Below are 15,781 nucleotides of genomic sequence, written 5' to 3' on the forward strand. Positions count from 1 at the left end.
CGCTGAGCCTGTCGAAGCCCAGACTTCTCAAACAGAATTTCCGACACAGGAGAACTAGTGCTCGAGTCCACAACTTTCGACGAGCTTCGCATCGGCCTGGCCACCGCGGACCACATCCGCGCTTGGTCGTACGGTGAGGTCAAGAAGCCCGAAACCATCAACTACCGCACCCTGAAGCCCGAGAAGGACGGCCTCTTCGGAGAGCAGATCTTCGGACCGTCCCGCGACTGGGAGTGCGCCTGCGGCAAGTACAAGCGCGTCCGCTTCAAGGGCATCGTCTGCGAGCGCTGCGGCGTGGAGGTCACCAAGAGCTCCGTCCGTCGTGAGCGCATGGGTCACATCGAGCTCGCCGCTCCCGTCACCCACATCTGGTACTTCAAGGGTGTTCCCTCGCGTCTGGGCTACCTGCTCGACATGGCGCCGAAGGACCTCGAGAAGGTCATCTACTTCGCCGCCTACATGGTCATCTCGGTCGACGAGGAAGCTCGTCACCGCGACCTGGGCACGCAGGAGAACAACATCCGTCTCGAGCTGAAGACGCTCGGCGACCGCCGCGACTCGAAGATCGCGGAGCGCCTGGCCAAGCTGGAGGAGGAGCTCGCGGCTCTCGAGGCCGAGGGTGCCAAGGCCGACGCCAAGAAGAAGGTGAAGGACGCCGCCGAGAAGGAGATGTCCCTCATCCGCAAGGGTGCCGACGAGCAGATCGCCAAGCTCGAGCGCGTGTGGGAGGACTTCCGCACGCTCGAGGTCGGCGCGCTCCGTCCGGAGGACGACGTCTTCCACGAGCTGCAGGACCGCTTCGGTCAGTACTTCGAGGCCTACATGGGCGCCGAGTCGATCCAGCGTCGCCTCGCGGCGTTCGACCTCGAGGCCGAGGCCGAGAACCTGCGTCTGCAGATCTCGGAGGGCAAGGGCCAGCGCAAGATCCGTGCGATCAAGCGCCTCAAGGTCGTCAGCTCGTTCCTCGAGACCGGCATGAGCCCCGCCGCGATGGTCCTGGACGTCGTCCCGGTCATCCCGCCGGAGCTCCGCCCGATGGTGCAGCTCGACGGTGGCCGCTTCGCGACCAGCGACCTGAACGACCTGTACCGCCGCGTGATCAACCGCAACAACCGTCTTCGTCGTCTGATCGACCTCGGTGCCCCCGAGATCATCGTCAACAACGAGAAGCGCATGCTGCAGGAGGCCGTCGACGCCCTGTTCGACAACGGCCGCCGCGGTCGTCCCGTCACCGGTACCGGCAACCGCGCCCTGAAGTCCCTCAGCGACATGCTGAAGGGCAAGCAGGGTCGTTTCCGCCAGAACCTGCTCGGCAAGCGCGTCGACTACTCCGGCCGTTCGGTCATCATCGTCGGGCCGCAGCTGAAGCTGCACCAGTGCGGTCTGCCCAAGCAGATGGCGCTGGAGCTCTTCAAGCCGTTCGTCATCAAGCGCCTGATCGACCTCGGTCACTCGCAGAACATCAAGGCGGCCAAGCGCGCCGTCGAGCGCACCCGTCCCGAGGTCTGGGACGTGCTCGAGGAGATCATCCGCGAGCGTCCGGTGCTGCTCAACCGTGCACCCACCCTGCACCGTCTGGGCATCCAGGCGTTCGAGCCGCAGCTCGTCGAGGGCAAGGCCATCCAGCTGCACCCGCTCGTCTGCGCGGCGTTCAACGCCGACTTCGACGGTGACCAGATGGCCGTGCACCTGCCGCTGTCGGTCGAGGCTCAGGCCGAGGCCCGCGTGCTGATGCTCGCGTCGAACAACATCCTGAAGCCGTCCGACGGCCGCCCGGTGACCCTGCCCTCGCAGGACATGATCATCGGTCTGCACCACCTGACCACGGTCAAGGAGGGCGCAGCCGGTGAGGGTCGTGCATTCGGCTCGGTCGGCGAGGCGATCCTGGCCAAGGACGAGGGAACCCTCGACCTGCAGGCCAAGATCCGCATCCGCATCCCGGGTCTGACGTTCCTCGAGGGCGAAGCTCCCGAGGGCTACGAGCGCCACGGTCTCGTGGACGCCTCGCTGGGTCAGGCGATCTTCAACGACGCGCTGCCGAAGGGCTACCCCTTCGTCCGCGAGCAGGCCGACAAGGGCAAGCTGTCGCAGATCGTCAACAAGCTGGCCGAGGAGTACCCGAAGGTCGAGACGGCTGCGTCGCTGGACCGCATCAAGGACGCCGGTTTCTACTGGGCCACGCGCTCGGGTGTGACCGTCGCCCTGAGCGACATCCTCACCCCGCCGAACAAGGCGGAGATCGTCGCCGGCTACGAGAAGCAGGCCGCGAAGGTCCAGTCCCAGTACGAGAAGGGCCTCACGACCGACGCCGAGCGTCGTCAGGAGCTCATCAAGATCTGGACCGAGGCGACCGACGAGGTGCAGGCCGCGATGAAGGCGCACTTCCCGGAGGACAACACCATCAACCGCATGGTGTCCTCGGGTGCCCGTGGTAACTGGCTGCAGATCCGCAACATCGCGGGTATGCGTGGTCTGGTGAACAACCCCAAGGGTGAGATCATCCCGCGTCCGATCATCTCCTCGTACCGCGAGGGTCTGTCGGTGGCGGAGTACTTCATCGCGACGCACGGTACCCGTAAGGGTCTGGCCGACACCGCTCTGCGTACCGCCGACTCGGGTTACCTGACCCGTCGTCTGGTGGACGTCTCGCAGGACGTCATCATCCGCGAAGAGGACTGTGGCACGTCGAAGGGCCTCGAGCTCCCGATCGCCGCTCCGAACTCGCAGGGCGAGCTCGTGCGCGACGCGAACGTCGAGAACTCGGTGTTCGCTCGGACGCTGGCCTCCGACGTGGTCGACAGCAAGGGCGAGGTCCTCGCCGCTGCCGGTGACGACGTGGGCGACGTGCTGATCGACAAGCTGGTCGCTGCGGGTGTCGAGACCATCAAGGTCCGCTCCGTCCTGACCTGCGACTCCGCCGTCGGTGTCTGCGCGCAGTGCTACGGCCGTTCGCTGGCGACGGGCAAGACCGTCGACATCGGCGAGGCCGTCGGCATCATCGCCGCCCAGTCGATCGGTGAGCCCGGTACCCAGCTGACGATGCGTACCTTCCACACGGGTGGTTCGGCGTCGGCGGATGACATCACGCAGGGTCTTCCCCGTGTGCAGGAGCTCTTCGAGGCGCGTACCCCCAAGGGCGCGTCGCCGATCGCCGAGGCCGATGGCCGCATCACGATCGACGAGACCGACAAGGGCAAGAAGGTCATCCTGACGCCCGACAGCGGCGACGAGCCGGTCATCTACCCGGTGCTGAAGCGTGCGACGCTTCTCGTCGAGGACGGCCAGCACGTCACGGTCGGACAGCCCCTGCAGGTCGGAACGCTCGACCCCAAGGAGATCATGCGCGTCATGGGCGCTCGCGAGGTGCAGCGTTATCTCGTCGGCGGCGTCCAGGGTGTGTACCGCTCGCAGGGTGTGCCGATCCACGACAAGCACATCGAGGTCATCGTCCGTCAGATGCTCCGCAAGGTCACCGTCGTCGATCACGCCGACACGACCCTGCTCCCGGGTGAGATGGTCGACCTCAAGCGCTACCAGTCGATCAACCGCGAGGCCGTGGCCGAGGGCAAGCGCCCCGCGTCCGGTCGTCCGGAGCTGATGGGTATCACGAAGGCGTCGCTCGCGACCGAGTCGTGGCTGTCGGCCGCCTCCTTCCAGGAGACGACCCGCGTGCTCACCGAGGCTGCGATGCAGGGCAAGCGCGACCCGCTGGTCGGTCTCAAGGAGAACGTCATCATCGGAAAGCTCATCCCCGCCGGAACCGGTCTCTCGAAGTACCGCGACGTCACGGTCGAGGCCACCGAGGAAGCCAAGAGCGAGCGCTACCCGAACCGGATCTTCGCATCCGACGGTGCGTACGCGGACGGCGACTTCGGCTACGTCGACTTCGACGCGTTCTCGACGGACGACATCACCCCCGGTACCTACAACTGATTGAGGCACAACTGAGGTGTGACTGAGTGAACGAAGGCCCCGGGGTTCGCCCCGGGGCCTTCGTCGTCCCCGCGGTGTTCGCGGTCGCCGAGTGCACGGGAAGTCGCCGAGTGCACGGGAAGTCTGCGTCCATACGCCGTGCAGTCGACGCGAAGCCGTGCACTCGAGGGAGGAGCGGGTGCGGGGTCGCTCAGTCGAAGAGGTGGTCCACGATGCTCGAGGTGTACCCCGCGGGGGCGAGGTTCGAGTAGCGGGTGTCGATCAGGACGTCGTCGCGCCAGAACAAGGTGCGGCCGTCCGTCACGGGGTACTGCTCGTTGGGCCAGGTCTTCTCGCAGCGCGTCCCGCCGTCCGGGGTGAAGCAGGAGAATCCCTCGTCATCTGCCAGCTTGTTGAGCAGGTCGAGAGCGGGTCCGCGGTTCATCCCGGAGATGGTCGTCGTGAGTCGGGTCGTGTCGGCGCCGGGGTCGCCCCAGATGCAGGTGAGGGCGCCGTCTTCGCCCACGCCGGAGGGACCGAACGCCGCGTGGTTGAGCGGAGTGTCGGCGAGCTCCGTCAACACGGCCTCCGACAGGATCGCGCGGCAGTCTGTCGGGAGCGCGACGGGCGCGGCGGTCGGCGTCGGGCTGGGCGACGGCGTGCCCGTCTCCTCATCACCGGCCGCGTCATTCTGCGACGAACTCGGCGAAGGACTCCCGGCGCCGCCCGCCTGCGGGGCGCACGCCGTCAGGGCGAGGAGGAGGACGACAGCCGCGGTGGCACCGATGAGTCGGGGGTTCATGGCCACACGGTACTCCCCGTCGGTCGGCCAGCCGGAGAGGATCGCTGCCTTGCCGCAGCCTCCCCGTGCCGCGATAGTGTCGGCGGGTGAGCAATGAGACGTCATCCGCCGGTTCCGTCGTCGTGATCGGCGATGCCCTGATCGATGAGATCCGCGACCGGGCGGGAGTGCGGGAGCTGGTCGGAGGGGCGGCGCTGAACGTCGCGGTCGGCCTGCGGCGCCTTGGCGTCGCCACGACCCTGATCGCGATGGTGGGGGAGGATGAGGCGGGCGCGCACATCCGCGAGTACCTGTCGGATCACGGCGTGCGGCTGATCGCGAGCGCGGCACCTCTCGGTTCCTCGCGGGCGATCGTGCAGCGCGGAGCCGACGGAGAGCCGCAGTACGTCTTCAACGAGGCGGCACAGAGGCGCAGCATCCGGTACTCGGACGAAGCGCGCCAGGCGATCGCGGATGCCGGGCTCGTCGCGATCAGCTGCTTCCCCTTCGACGTGCCGGCGGAGGTCGAGGCGCTGATCGATGCGCTGGCTGAAGCGCGGGTCGCGGTCGATCCCAACCCCCGCACCGGGATGCTGAGCGATCGCGACGAGTTCGTCCGCGGATTCGAGCGGCTCGCCACGTCCGCCGCCCTCGTCAAGGTCGGCGCGGATGACGCGGCGATCCTCTACGACGGCGACCTCGATGCCCTGCGCGCCCGGCTGCGAGACCTCGGCGCGGCAGCGGTGCTGGCGACCGCTGGAGCTGACGGCGCCACCATCGAGGCACACGCCGGCGTCGTGTCCGCTCCCATCGCCGAGCTTCCCGGCGCTGTGATCGACACCGTCGGAGCCGGGGATGCGACGCTCGCCGCCGTCTCCGAGGGTCTCGTCTCGGCCGCGCCGCAGGAGCTCGAGGAGTGGCGAGCGCTGCTGCTCCGCGCCATGGACGTCGCTGCGGCGACCTGCCGCGCAGAGGGCGGCCTGCTGCGGACGCCCGAATCGCTGGCCGAAGCCGAGCGCGGCGTCCACGGCAGCTGACGGTCCGATTTCCTGCACCTGCCCCTGGCAGGTATGCTTGTCTCTCGTGCCCCCGGTTGGCTGTTCAAGTCGGACGGGTGCGCTCTGGCGAGTTACCCAAGCGGCCAAAGGGATCTGACTGTAAATCAGACTGCTCTGCATTCGGGGGTTCGAATCCCTCACTCGCCACCACCGCTCCGCAGACAAGAGCGGATCCGAAGGCCCGAGCGCTCGTCGCGAGGGCCTTCTCTCATCTCCGGAGCGCAGCGCCAGCACCACCCGGCTCCTGGAAGACGAGATCCGCAGCTGGGCCGATGCAGCGTCTGCGGTTCATAGACTGGGGCGATGCGACCGCTCACCGAAGCCGACGTCAGAGCCTCATTCGTCAACGCGGATGAGGATGAACTGCGCGTCATGGAGATGCCGCACGACTTCCTGCTCGTGGACTGGGACTACCTCGACTTCTTCGCCTGGCGCGACCCCGGAGCGAGCCGACGCGGATACGTCCTGATCCCGCACGAGGGCGAGATCATCGGCATCGTGCTGCGCGCGACCGAGCCCGGGCGGATGCGCTCGGGCATGTGCGACATCTGCCACACGATGCAGCCGGGAAATCAGGTCGCGCTCTTCTCCGCTCGCCGCGCGGGCGAAGCCGGTCGCCGGGGAGACTCCTTCGGCGCCTACATCTGCGCTGACCTGTCCTGCCACGAGAACGTGCGTCTGGCGCATCCGCTCGCTCCGAACGAGATCCGCGCCGCGGGGCAGGCCGACTTCCGTCTCGACAGCACCCGCCGTCGGATGGAGGGCTTCGTCTCGCGCGTGTGGGAGCACTCCTGATCGCGGTTACGCTGGACCCACACATCCTGTGCTCGAAGGAGAAGCCATGAGCGATGCCATCCTGTTCGCCGTCGAAGAGGGGATGGCCAGGCTCACGCTGAACCGGCCCACCCGCCTCAACGCCTTCAATGCCGATCTGGCCTATGCCTGGCGGGATGCGACGGCGGAGGCGACGTCGCGGGAGGACGTCAAGGCGATCCTCATCGACGCCTCAGGACCGGCGTTCTGCGCTGGCGGCGACGTCATCGACATGGCGACGACCATGGGCGCGTCCGGCGCCGAGATCACCGCGCTGGCCGAGGTGATCAACGCCGGGATCCGCTCCCTGACCGAGTCCGCCATCCCGGTCGTCGCGGCCGCGCACGGGACCACGGCCGGGGGAGGGCTGGGCATCCTCCTGTCCAGCGACTACGCGGTGGTCGGGTCCCGCTCCCAGCTCGGCAGCCTGTATGCGAACATCGGCCTGACGCCGGATCTGTCGGTGTCGGCGCAGCTCGCCCGTGCGGTGGGCCAGCGCAGGGCGCTGCAGCTCGTGCTCCAGGACCGTCTGCTGTCGGCGACGGAGGCCGTGGAGTGGGGACTCGTCGCCGAGGCGGTCGAGGGGGAGAGCTCCGCGGACGAGTCCGCACTCGTCCGCGCCCGCGCGGAGGAGGTCGCCCGCTTCTGGCTGGCGGGAGCCGCCGGCGCCTACGGCCAGGCGAAGCGGCTGGTGCGCTCGCAGCCCGAGCGCACGTTCGTCGAGCAGCTGAGCGAAGAGGCGCGTTCGATCGGCGCGGCTCTCGAGACAGAGGATGCGCAGGCCAGGGTCGCCGCCTTCGCCGCAGCCTCGGCGAAGAAGGCCGGCTGAGCAGTCCTCCCCACGCGGCGATTCGCGACCGTTCGTCCCCAGTCCGGGCGACAGCCGTGGCTTCGGCCGGTCGGCGTGGCAGGATGAAGGCATCGCCGCTCGACGAGAGGAACGCCATGTCCCAGCCGGACACCATCGCGCAGGATCCGCAGGGTGAGAAGAGGAATCTGTCGCTCCTGATCCGAGGGTCTCTCTGGATCGCCATCGGTGCGCTCATCGCCGCAGCTCTCGTGTGCGTCGTCTGGGTCCTCATCGGCGACCAGGACGGCCTGATCGGGCGGGCGTTCCTGACGATCCTGCTGCTGGCGGCCTTCGCCGGCATCGCGATCCTGGAGGCAGGCCTGGCGCCGAACCGGCCCGACTGGCTCCAGCTCGCGAGCATGGTGAGCTGGATCATCGCCCTCCTCGTCGGCGCCGTGAAGATCTGGCTGCCCGAAGACGGCCTCTACTTCGGTGCGGAGCGCTTCTTCCAGCTGCTGCTCGTGATCGGGATCCTGCAGCTCGCGCTCCTGCATGTGCGACTGTTCACGCCCGCTGCCCAGCGTTACGTCACGACGTTCACGCGAGTGATCTACATCGTGACCATCACGTTCCTCGCCGGGCTGGTAGGGATGCTCGTGTTCTACCTCGCGTTCCCGAACACCTTCTTCTATGGCGAGCTGTACTGGCGGATCGTCGTCGCGCTCACGATCCTCGTCGCGGTGGGGACGACCCTCATCCCGCTGCTGAACGCGCTCTTCGCGCCCAAGAAGAAGACACCGGCGGCCCGCGCGCTGACGGCACCGCCGTCCTGGCCCACGTATGCGGACGGCATCACGCCGCTGCCGGCACTCCCCGATTCCTCGCCCGACTGGAACGCCTACTACACGGGGTATCCGACGGTCGCGCCCTCGCAGCAGGCTCTCGTCGCCGCGCCCGCTTCGTCGTTCCCCGTCGCGACGCAGCCGCCCGCGCCGTCGCCGTCCGCGCCGTCCCAGCCCGCACCGCCCCAGCCCCCGGCTCCGCAGCCCGCGTCGTCCTCGGCGCCCGGCGAGCACGCGGTTCCGCCCCAGCCGGGAAGCGTGCCGCCTCCCGCTCCGCAGGATGCGCCGGCGTCCTTCCCGCCGCCGCCGCCCGCGCCGCAGCAGGCGCCGCAGGACCCGCAGCAGTGACGCTCGCTCTCGAACTCAGCGAACTCGCCACCGAGATCTCCCGGGAAGCGGGGGAGCTCGCCCGCACGCGACGCGTCGAGGGCGTCCGCCTCGCCGCGACCAAGTCGACGCTCGCCGACATCGTGACCGATGCCGACCGCGAGGTGGAGGCGCTGATCCGGGACCGCCTCCGCGCCGCCCGCGGCGACGACGGCTTCCTGGGCGAGGAGACCGGTGCCGAGACCGGAGCCAGCGGCATCACGTGGGTGGTGGATCCGATCGACGGCACGGTCAACTACGCCTACGGCATCCCGGCATACAACGTCAGCATCGCCGCGGTCAGCGGAGAGCCCGATCCGGCCACCTGGGAGGTGCTCGCGGGAGCCGTCCACGCCCCGGCCCTCGGCGAGACCTTCACGGCGGCTCTCGGCCATGGGGCCTGGTCCGACGGCCAGCGCCTCTCGGTCACGGCCGAGACGCCGGCAGGGGCGCTCCTCGCGACGGGGTTCGGCTACGACCCGGCCACGCATGAAGGCGACCTCGCAACCGTGGCCCGCGTGATGCCGATGGCCCGTGACGTGCGGCGCATGGGGTCGGCCGCGCTCGACCTCGCGTACGTGGCGGCAGGGCGGCTCGACGGGTACTTCGAGCGGGGGCTGCGGCCGTGGGACTTCGCGGCCGGGTCACTCCTGGTCACGGAGGCCGGCGGTCTCTTCTCCCGTCTCGACGCCGACTCCGCGCGCCCGATGACCCTCGCCGGTGGCGGCGCGGTGCACGCGCAGCTGCTCGCGATCCTCGACGAAAAAGACTGAACGATTCATGGCATTCCCAGAGTCAGCACGGTAGGGTTTATCCGATCGTTACCACTTTCACCACCCGAAGGTGACCGTGGAGTTAGCGCCCCCGAGCTTGACGCACGACCGAGAGAAACGCTTTGCCCTTCGAGAATTCCCAGGCTGCCCCCGCGCCCACGCGACGGTCCAGCCGGCACCGCACTGCGGCCGCCGAGGCCCCCGCGTCGGGAACGACGGACCCCATCTCCATCGCAGAGTCCGCCGTCGCGCTCGCCGCAGTCATCCCGCTCTCGCGCCGTGCCGCGCGCCAGCGCCAGACGTCCGAGGCTGTCGCTGCAGCGCCCGTCGAGCCCTTCATCGCGGAGGTTCCGGAGCCGATCATCGCGGACGTCCCCGCCTCGCCCGTGGCTCCCAGTGATCTGACCGAGGTCGTGGAGATCCTCGAGGCCGCTGCCGACGTCAGCGAGCCCGAGGTCGCCGAGACGGTCGACGCGCTCCTTTCGCAGGCGGAGCCCGTTTCCGCGCCGTCCGTCGAGCCGGAGGGCGACGCATTCGAGCGCGCATCCCGCGCCTTCCGGAACACCGGAACCGTTCCCACCGTCTCCGCCTCCGCGCGCGTGCCGAAGGCGGAGCCGACTGACTCCGCTGCCGCGGCCGAGGCATCCGCGCAGGCCGCCTTCCGTCGCCCTCGTCGTATCCGCAAGCTCGTGACCGTCGGTGCATCCGTCGGCGTGATGAGCCTCGCCGGACTCCTCGCCGTCGGGATGACGCTGCCCGCAGAGGCCGTCGCCGCGGTTCAGGGCAGCGGCATCGCCTCGACCTCTCTGGTCTCCGCCGCCGCCGCGGACGCCGAAGGGGGCGACACCGAGGAGATCCAGGCCTTCGTCGCTCCGTCGGGCGTCGAGAACGAGTCGCTGGCGCGTGCCGGCGACTTCAGCACGGTCTCGCTGGTCCAGGTCGCCGCCGAGCAGGGGATCAACTACTCGGGCGAGCTCTTCACGAACGACCCCGACGCCGCGATCCAGTGGCCCTTCCTCGTCGGCGTTGGCATGAGCTACGGATACGGCATGCGCAGCGGCCGCCTGCACGAGGGCATCGACTTCGTGCCCGGCAACGGCGCGCCCATCCAGGCGATCGCCGACGGCACGGTCCGCATCGCGACCGAGCAGGGTGGTGCGTTCGGCGTCACCGTGTACATCGACCACGTCATCGACGGGTCGGTCATCACGAGCCACTACTCGCACATGCAGTACGGCTCGCTGCAGGTCAAGGCCGGCGACACGGTCAAGGTCGGCGACATCGTGGGCAAGACCGGCAACACCGGACGCTCCTACGGTGCGCACCTGCACTTCGAGCTCATCGTCAACGGCACGACCATCGACCCGATGCCGTGGCTGCGCGAGAACGCCGGACGGAGTTCGTTGTCCGACTGATTTCATGAGGACGCCACAGTGATGGTATTCTCGTACGGTTGCCCCGCGAGGGGCAGCACGCCCCGATAGCTCAGTGGCAGAGCACTTCCATGGTAAGGAAGGGGTCGTCAGTTCAATCCTGACTCGGGGCTCGCAGCATTCTTCTCACGCGGACGGATGCCTCGCGGCAGGGTAGCTCAGCTGGTTAGAGCGCACGACTCATAATCGTGAGGTCGCGGGTTCAAGCCCCGCTCCTGCTACAGACGAAAACCCCCGGGATTCCGGGGGTTTTGTCGTATCTGGACGGCTGATCGGAGATGTCGTGCCGAGGGTCGTGCGGGTTTTGTGCCGACGCCGCTTCAGTCCTTCCGGCTGCTGGCCTGTCGCGACCCAGCCGAGGTATGCTCGTAGCACGGCGGGCAGTAGCCCTCGGAGCCTGGCAGTCTTCCGGACGGTATGACGAGCCAGGCTCACGTGTTTCTACAGCCGAGTGACCCGGGATTCGACGAGCGCTTCGACGCGACGGATCCAGTCGCCCCCGTTCGAGTAACACCAGGCGACGGCATCACTCACCCAGAGCAGCGGATGCTCGTGCGGAGCGACATGCCGGTACTGCATCTCCGAAGATCCAGCGCGGCGGATTGTGTCCGCGATCAGACGGCGGTCGGCGCGTTCGAGGGACTCATCGCGTTCGATGATCAGTTGCGCCACACCGGCGCGGACGGCCGCTTCGGCGAGGGCGTCGAGTGACAGCGGTCGCGCTTCCTTGTCTGGTCGCTGTTTGACAGCCCACACGAGTACCCGAACCTCGAGAGCGCACATGCGCGAGAGGATCTGGCGGCGTCGACTGTCGCTCTCACTCTTGAAGTGGATGCGTCGCTGTCCCGGCTTGAGGAGATCACGGAGCGCCCGTTCGGACGCCTGGACGTCACCGACTGTGGTCGCGGTCGCAACGACGTAGTACCCACGGGCCTTCGACTCGTCGACGTAGACGCGGTCAGCGGGGCGGAAGGTCACTTCTCCACCGTAGAGCGCAGCTCGGACGTGACCCGACGAGTGTCCGCTGTCCCACGGCACACGACTCATGATCGTGGGGTCGCGGGTTCAAGCCCCGCTCCTGCTACAGACGAAAACCCCCGGTGAAGCCGGGGGTTTTGTCGTTCCAGCGTCAGCGGTACACGGCGGCAGCCTCCGGAGCCGGTTCGCCGACACGCCCCCGGATGAACACGAGCAGCACGAGGCCGGTGACGATCACCGCCGGATTGCCGAACGCGGCGAACGCGGCGATGGGTCCCTCGACGGGATACGCCACCTGGAGGAAGATACTCGGATCCGTGCTGGCGTGCAGCAGGATCGGCGCGATGATCGTTCCCGTGACGCGCATCGCGAGGTACATGCAGATGCCGAAGGCGAAGGTGTACACCAGCTGGAACAGCGTGGCGACGAGGTTCTGCCCGCTCAGCAGGTTGCCCGCGTGGAGTCCGGCGAACACCGCGGCGGAGATGACGGCCACGATCAGCTCGCGGTAGCCGGCCTTCCGAAGCAGCGTGACGACGAGCCCGCGCGTGAGGACCTCCTCCGCGAAGCCGATGAGGAGTCCGGCGAGCAGCCAGGTCGCCACGACGTCGAACCCGATGTCCGCGTAGTCGGTCGATGCGAAGCGGAGGATGTTGAAGACGAGGACGACCGCGACCGCGATCCACATCCACCCTCGCCCGGTGATCGGCTGCCGCGAGAAGAGTTCACCGAGCCAGCCGACGGATGCGGCGAAGCCGATGACCAGCAGGCAGCCGACGAGGATCGGGAGCACGTAGAACACCAGCACGCCAGCGGCGCTGCTCGGATCGTCGATCTGCGTGGCGAGCGGCGTGAACGCGAGAGAGAGCGCCTGATAGAGCACGAAGTACACGACGACGAGGACCAGGGCCCGCCACCACCCGCCCTTCTCCCAGAAGCGCTTCCAGGCGTGCTCGGCGCGGGATGTGGTCATGGTGACTCCTGAAGTGAGGGACACGTTCTCGGTCAGTGTGACGCACCGAGCCCGTCGCGTCCACCGGTGTGTGTTCAGCGCGCCCCGCGTCCCCCGCCGCCGCGTCGAGCCGGTGGGGGCAGCCGCGGGATCGGGATAGGACGCGTGGCGCGCGACGTGTCGTGGAAGCGCTGCACCGCACTGAGAACCTCCGACACCGAGGAGTATCGGAGCGCGAGCGGGAGGTCACGGCGCCAGAGCACCTCGACCTCGGTGGGGGCGTCTTCGTAGACCTGGCACACCACTCGTCGGTGGTCGCCCTCCGGATAATGCCGGTCGACGACCGCCCAATCCGTGGCGCTGACCTGTTCGAGGGCGAACCGCGGGTCTGCAATCGGCTCCATGATTCTCCTGACTGTCCCCACAGTGCAGGATGCGCGATGCGCGGACGGAGCGACATCCCCTTGACACCGCCGCGGACATCCGGGGCGGTGTCAAGGGGATGCCGCCGGTTCACCGCAGTGGGGACACTGGATCTCCCACTCGAGAGAACGGAGCTGACATGTCGGACACCAGTGCAGACCAGGACGACCGGGGCGAAGTCGAAGCGCTCGGGGCCGACCCCGACTTCCCGACGACCGACCCCGATCCCGACGTCGACGAGTCCTCGTCGTCTCCGGCCGAGGAGGACGACGAGGACGTCGAGGTGTCGGACCTGCCCTAGGCGGGCGTCATCGCGTCACAGGCGCCGTGCCGGGTCCTCCGGTGCGGCGTCTGCGTGCGGGAGCCCGGCGCGCGCCGTTCCGCGCTGCTCAGCCTCCAGGCGCTCGGCTTCCTCGCCGCTGATCGCCTCGCCGCGGGCGACCAACCCCGCCTGATCCGACAGCGGGATCTGCTTCAGGAAGAGCGAGAGCACGAGCGCGAGCACGATGAACGGCACGAGGTACCAGAACACGGGCGCCAGGGCATCGGCATAGGCCGTGACGATGCCGTCGCGCACCTCATCCGGCAACCCGCTCAGGGTGGACGGATCGATCCGGGAGGCCGCGTCCGATGCGTCCTCCGGAGAGGCTCCCGCGCCCGCAAAGACACCCCGCAGGTTCTCGGTGAGCCGGGTGGTGAAGATCGTGCCGAAGACGGCGGTTCCGAGCGATGCTCCCACCTCGCGGAAGTAGTTGTTCGTGCTGGTCGCGGTGCCGAGCTCGCCCGCCGGGACGGCGTTCTGCACGACGAGGACGACCACCTGCATGATGAGGCCGAGGCCTGCACCGAAGACGAACAGGAAGGTGCAGATCAGCCAGATCGGCGTCGAGGCGGACAGCGTGGTCATCGACACCATCGCGATGCCGGTGATGATCGTGCCGAGGATCGGGTAGATCTTGTACCTGCCGGTCTTCGAGATCGCGATGCCCGAGAAGATCGACGTTCCCATCAGACCGACCATCATCGGGATCATCAGAAGTCCGGATGCGGCGGCGGAGGTGCCGGAGGACATCTGCAGGAAGGTCGGCACGAACCCGATCGCGGCGAACATCCCGATGCCGAGCACGAGCCCGATGGCGGTGGCGTTGACGAAGATCGGATTGCGGAACAGGCTCAGCGGGATGATCGGATCCTGCACGCGCGACTCCGTGATGACGAACGCCGTCGCGGCGACCACGAGACCTGCGCCCCACGCCCACGTGGCGAGGGAGTCCCAGCCGAACTCGGCGTCGCCGCCGAAGTCGGTGAAGAAGATCAGACAGGTCGTGGCGATCGAGAGGAAGATGACGCCGAAGATGTCGATCGGCTTCTCGGCCTTCTTGCTGGGCAGTTTCAGCGCGACGAGCGCGATGATGAACGCCGCGATCCCGACGGGGATGTTGATGTAGAACGCCCACTGCCAGGTCATGTGATCGACGAAGAACCCGCCGAGCAGCGGGCCGGCGACCGCGGAGAGACCGAAGACCGCGCCCAGCGGCCCCATGTACTTGCCGCGCTCGTTGGCGGGGACGATGTCGGCGATGATCGCCTGCGAGAGGATCATCAGGCCACCGCCGCCGAGTCCCTGCAGGGCACGGAAGACCACGAACATCCAGAAGTCGGTGGCGAACGCGCAGCCGACCGAGGCCAGGGTGAACAGGGCGATCGCGACCAGGAAGAGGTTGCGCCGACCCAGGACGTCGCCGAACTTGCCGTAGATGGGCATCACGATGGTCGTGGCGAGCAGGTAGGCGGTGGTGATCCAGACCTGGTGATCGACGCCGCCCAGCTGGCCGACGATCGTCGGCATCGCGGTCGACACGATGGTCTGATCGAGGCTGGACAGCAGCATGCCTGCGATGAGGGCGCTGAAGATGATCCAGATGCGGCGCTTCGTGAGCAGGAACGGCGCATCCTGGTGGACGGTGGTGGACATCAGTCGGCTTTCTGTGACGGTGAGTAGAGCGAGCGGACGAGGACGAGGCGCCTCGTCATGTGGTCGGCGAAGGATGCGGTCGACTGGTGGTGCACGAGCTGATCCATGCTCATCCGCACCAGGGCGCCGACGGTGTGCACGATGACCTCCGCACGGAGGGAGGCGTCGTCGTCGTCGAGGCGCCGGAGGATGAGGTCTCTGTCGCGCTGTTCGTTCTTCGCGATCTGCTCGAACGCGGCCTTGAGCAGGCGCGGCTCGTGCTCGATCACGGCGAACAGGGCCGGGGCGTCGTCGACCGGGTTGAACAGCTCGAAGCGACGCACCGTCAACCGGACGAAGTCCTCGATGATGTCTCCGTGCGCCGCGGCGAACTCCTCTTCGAGCTCCTCCTGGCGGGAATCGACCGTCGCGAATCCGAAGACCGCGTTCTCCTTGCTCTCGAAGTAGTTGAAGAAGGTGCGCCGCGAGACGCCGACCTCCGCGCACAGCTCCTCGATCGTGAACCCGGCGAACCCTCGCTCCGTGGTCAGTCGACGGGCGGAGTCGGTCAGCGCCCGCGACGTCTCCCGCTTCCGCTGCTCCCGCAAGGACTCTGCACTGTCGCTCATAGAGTGCAATATTGCACTCTTAACCTTGGAGTGCACTGTGAGGCCTGTACGGGGCGACCGGCGAAGAAGTTCAGACG

Annotated in this window: 14 protein-coding genes and 4 tRNA genes; 12 read left to right on the top strand and 6 right to left on the bottom strand. The window is 67.9% G+C overall.

The genetic code is table 11. The features are described 5' to 3' along the window. Positions 1–57 precede the first annotated feature (57 nt). Positions 58–3,933, top strand: coding sequence for a DNA-directed RNA polymerase subunit beta' (gene rpoC / locus CSX12_RS04010; RefSeq protein ID WP_017203727.1), 3,876 nt, complete (start codon positions 58–60; stop codon positions 3,931–3,933). Between the two features lie 190 nt (positions 3,934–4,123). Here rpoC and CSX12_RS04015 read toward each other — a convergent pair whose 3' ends face one another. Further along, positions 4,124–4,714, bottom strand: coding sequence for a hypothetical protein (locus CSX12_RS04015; protein ID WP_164479532.1), 591 nt, complete (start codon positions 4,712–4,714; stop codon positions 4,124–4,126). A gap of 86 nt (positions 4,715–4,800) precedes the next feature. Between CSX12_RS04015 and CSX12_RS04020 the strand changes: the two genes are divergently transcribed. From CSX12_RS04020 to CSX12_RS04060, 9 genes are all read left to right on the top strand, one after another. Next, entirely contained in the window at positions 4,801–5,730 is a 930-nt protein-coding gene (locus tag CSX12_RS04020; RefSeq protein ID WP_124894932.1) for a PfkB family carbohydrate kinase, read from the top strand. Positions 5,731–5,816: 86 nt separating this feature from the next. After that, positions 5,817–5,901, top strand: a tRNA-Tyr gene (locus CSX12_RS04025). A gap of 153 nt (positions 5,902–6,054) precedes the next feature. Then, on the top strand, positions 6,055–6,546 hold the full coding sequence (locus CSX12_RS04030; RefSeq protein WP_124894933.1) for an FBP domain-containing protein: 492 nt from the start codon (positions 6,055–6,057) through the stop codon (positions 6,544–6,546). A 46-nt stretch (positions 6,547–6,592) separates the two neighbouring features. Beyond that, complete coding sequence (locus tag CSX12_RS04035) at positions 6,593–7,393, top strand: enoyl-CoA hydratase/isomerase family protein (protein ID WP_124894934.1); 801 nt, start codon at positions 6,593–6,595, stop codon at positions 7,391–7,393. A gap of 116 nt (positions 7,394–7,509) precedes the next feature. Further along, positions 7,510–8,544 (top strand): hypothetical protein, encoded by a 1,035-nt coding sequence (locus tag CSX12_RS04040; protein ID WP_124894935.1) that lies wholly within the window; start codon positions 7,510–7,512, stop codon positions 8,542–8,544. Then, positions 8,541–9,335, top strand: coding sequence for an inositol monophosphatase family protein (locus CSX12_RS04045; RefSeq protein ID WP_124894936.1), 795 nt, complete (start codon positions 8,541–8,543; stop codon positions 9,333–9,335). The genes CSX12_RS04040 and CSX12_RS04045 overlap by 4 nt, the downstream gene beginning before the upstream one ends. A 122-nt stretch (positions 9,336–9,457) precedes the next feature. Beyond that, positions 9,458–10,750: a M23 family metallopeptidase gene (locus CSX12_RS04050; protein WP_017203721.1), complete on the top strand. Its 1,293-nt coding sequence runs from the start codon at positions 9,458–9,460 to the stop codon at positions 10,748–10,750. Between the two features lie 59 nt (positions 10,751–10,809). After that, positions 10,810–10,881 (top strand) — tRNA-Thr (locus CSX12_RS04055). Positions 10,882–10,915: 34 nt separating this feature from the next. Continuing rightward, positions 10,916–10,989 (top strand) — tRNA-Met (locus CSX12_RS04060). A 220-nt stretch (positions 10,990–11,209) separates the two neighbouring features. Here the strand turns inward: CSX12_RS04060 and CSX12_RS04065 are convergent. Further along, entirely contained in the window at positions 11,210–11,746 is a 537-nt protein-coding gene (locus tag CSX12_RS04065; RefSeq protein WP_124894937.1) for a hypothetical protein, read from the bottom strand. A gap of 9 nt (positions 11,747–11,755) precedes the next feature. Here CSX12_RS04065 and CSX12_RS18450 point away from each other — a divergent pair. Then, positions 11,756–11,854 (top strand) — tRNA-Met (locus CSX12_RS18450). Positions 11,855–11,897: 43 nt separating this feature from the next. Here the strand turns inward: CSX12_RS18450 and CSX12_RS04070 are convergent. After that, positions 11,898–12,719, bottom strand: coding sequence for a CPBP family intramembrane glutamic endopeptidase (locus CSX12_RS04070; protein WP_124894938.1), 822 nt, complete (start codon positions 12,717–12,719; stop codon positions 11,898–11,900). 74 nt (positions 12,720–12,793) lie between these two features. After that, the gene (locus CSX12_RS04075; RefSeq protein ID WP_017203719.1) at positions 12,794–13,102 is read right to left on the bottom strand and encodes a hypothetical protein; all 309 of its coding nucleotides are present in this window, start codon (positions 13,100–13,102) and stop codon (positions 12,794–12,796) included. A 158-nt stretch (positions 13,103–13,260) separates the two neighbouring features. On the opposite strand from CSX12_RS04075, the gene CSX12_RS18455 reads away from it, so the two are divergent. Then, the gene (locus tag CSX12_RS18455; RefSeq protein ID WP_017203718.1) at positions 13,261–13,422 is read left to right on the top strand and encodes a hypothetical protein; all 162 of its coding nucleotides are present in this window, start codon (positions 13,261–13,263) and stop codon (positions 13,420–13,422) included. A 15-nt stretch (positions 13,423–13,437) separates the two neighbouring features. Here CSX12_RS18455 and CSX12_RS04080 read toward each other — a convergent pair whose 3' ends face one another. After that, positions 13,438–15,096, bottom strand: a complete 1,659-nt coding sequence (locus tag CSX12_RS04080; RefSeq protein WP_124894939.1) for an MDR family MFS transporter — start codon at positions 15,094–15,096, stop codon at positions 13,438–13,440. Beyond that, positions 15,096–15,704 carry a TetR/AcrR family transcriptional regulator gene (locus CSX12_RS04085; RefSeq protein WP_124894940.1) on the bottom strand — a complete coding sequence of 203 codons (609 nt, stop codon included), beginning with the start codon at positions 15,702–15,704 and terminating at the stop codon, positions 15,096–15,098. The genes CSX12_RS04080 and CSX12_RS04085 overlap by 1 nt, the downstream gene beginning before the upstream one ends. Positions 15,705–15,781: the final 77 nt, after the last annotated feature.

It is taken from the genome of Microbacterium sp. Y-01, from assembly GCF_003856715.1.
Lineage (GTDB): Bacteria > Actinomycetota > Actinomycetes > Actinomycetales > Microbacteriaceae > Microbacterium > Microbacterium algeriense.